The sequence below is a fragment of the Micromonospora sp. DT41 genome (genome assembly GCF_049841715.1).
Lineage (GTDB): Bacteria > Actinomycetota > Actinomycetes > Mycobacteriales > Micromonosporaceae > Micromonospora > Micromonospora profundi.
The window spans coordinates 1-917 of sequence record NZ_JBNCKU010000051.1; the positions used below are offsets into that span (position 1 = coordinate 1).

A 917-nucleotide genomic window follows, 5' to 3' on the forward strand; every position below is an offset into this window, starting at 1 on the left:
CTAGGCAGTGTCTTCAAAGGATCTTCGTGTTGGATGATGTAGCGCGTGGGTCGTCGCTACGAGTTGTCTGACGTTGAGTGGGAAGCGCTGTCGCGGTATCTGCCATCGGCGGTGACCGGTGGTCGGCCGCGTGCCGATGACCGTCGGGTGCTCAACGGGATCGTGTGGAAGATCCGAGCGGGGGCGGCGTGGCGTGATGTGCCTGCCCGCTACGGGTCGTGGCAGTCGATCTATACACGTTTCCGCAGGTGGGCTTTGGATGGCACGTTCGAGCGGATGCTCGCCGGGGTCCAGGCCGACGCGGACGCCGCCGGGGACATCGAGTGGCTGGTGTCGGTCGATTCCACGATCGTGCGAGCCCACCAGCACGCCGCGGGCGCTAAAGGGGGGCCTGCGAATCGGACGAACCACAGGATCACGCCCTCGGTCGAAGTCGAGGTGGACTGACCACCAAGATTCACCTCGCCTGCGACGGCCTGGGTCGGACTCTGGCGTTCGTGCTCTCCGGCGGCAACGTCAACGACTGCACCCGCTTCGCCAACGTCATGGCTGCCATCCGGGTCGAGCGGTCTGGACCCGGCCGACCTCGGGTCCGCCCGGACCATGTCATCGCCGACAAGGGCTACAGCTCCAGGGCCATCCGGGAGCACCTGCGGCGACGCGGCATCGGGCACACGATCCCTGAACGCGCCGACCAGCAGGCCAACCGCCGCCGACGAGGCAAACGTGGCGGCCGGCCACCGGTGTTCGACAAGCAGCTCTACAAACGGCGCAACGTCGTCGAACGGTGCTTCAACCGGCTCAAGCAGTGCCGCAGCGTCGCGACCCGCTACGACAAGACCGCCACGTCGTTCCAGGCCACCGTCACTATCGCCGCGTTACTCCAATGGTTGTGAACCTTTGAAGACACTGCCTAG

Annotated in this window: 1 pseudogene; it reads left to right on the forward strand. The window is 65.8% G+C overall.

Annotation, left to right across the window (positions count from 1 at the left end):
• The first annotated feature begins 45 nt into the window (after positions 1-45).
• Positions 46-896 (forward strand): annotated as a pseudogene (locus ACLQ23_RS31555) (IS5 family transposase).
• The last annotated feature ends 21 nt before the right edge of the window (positions 897-917 follow it).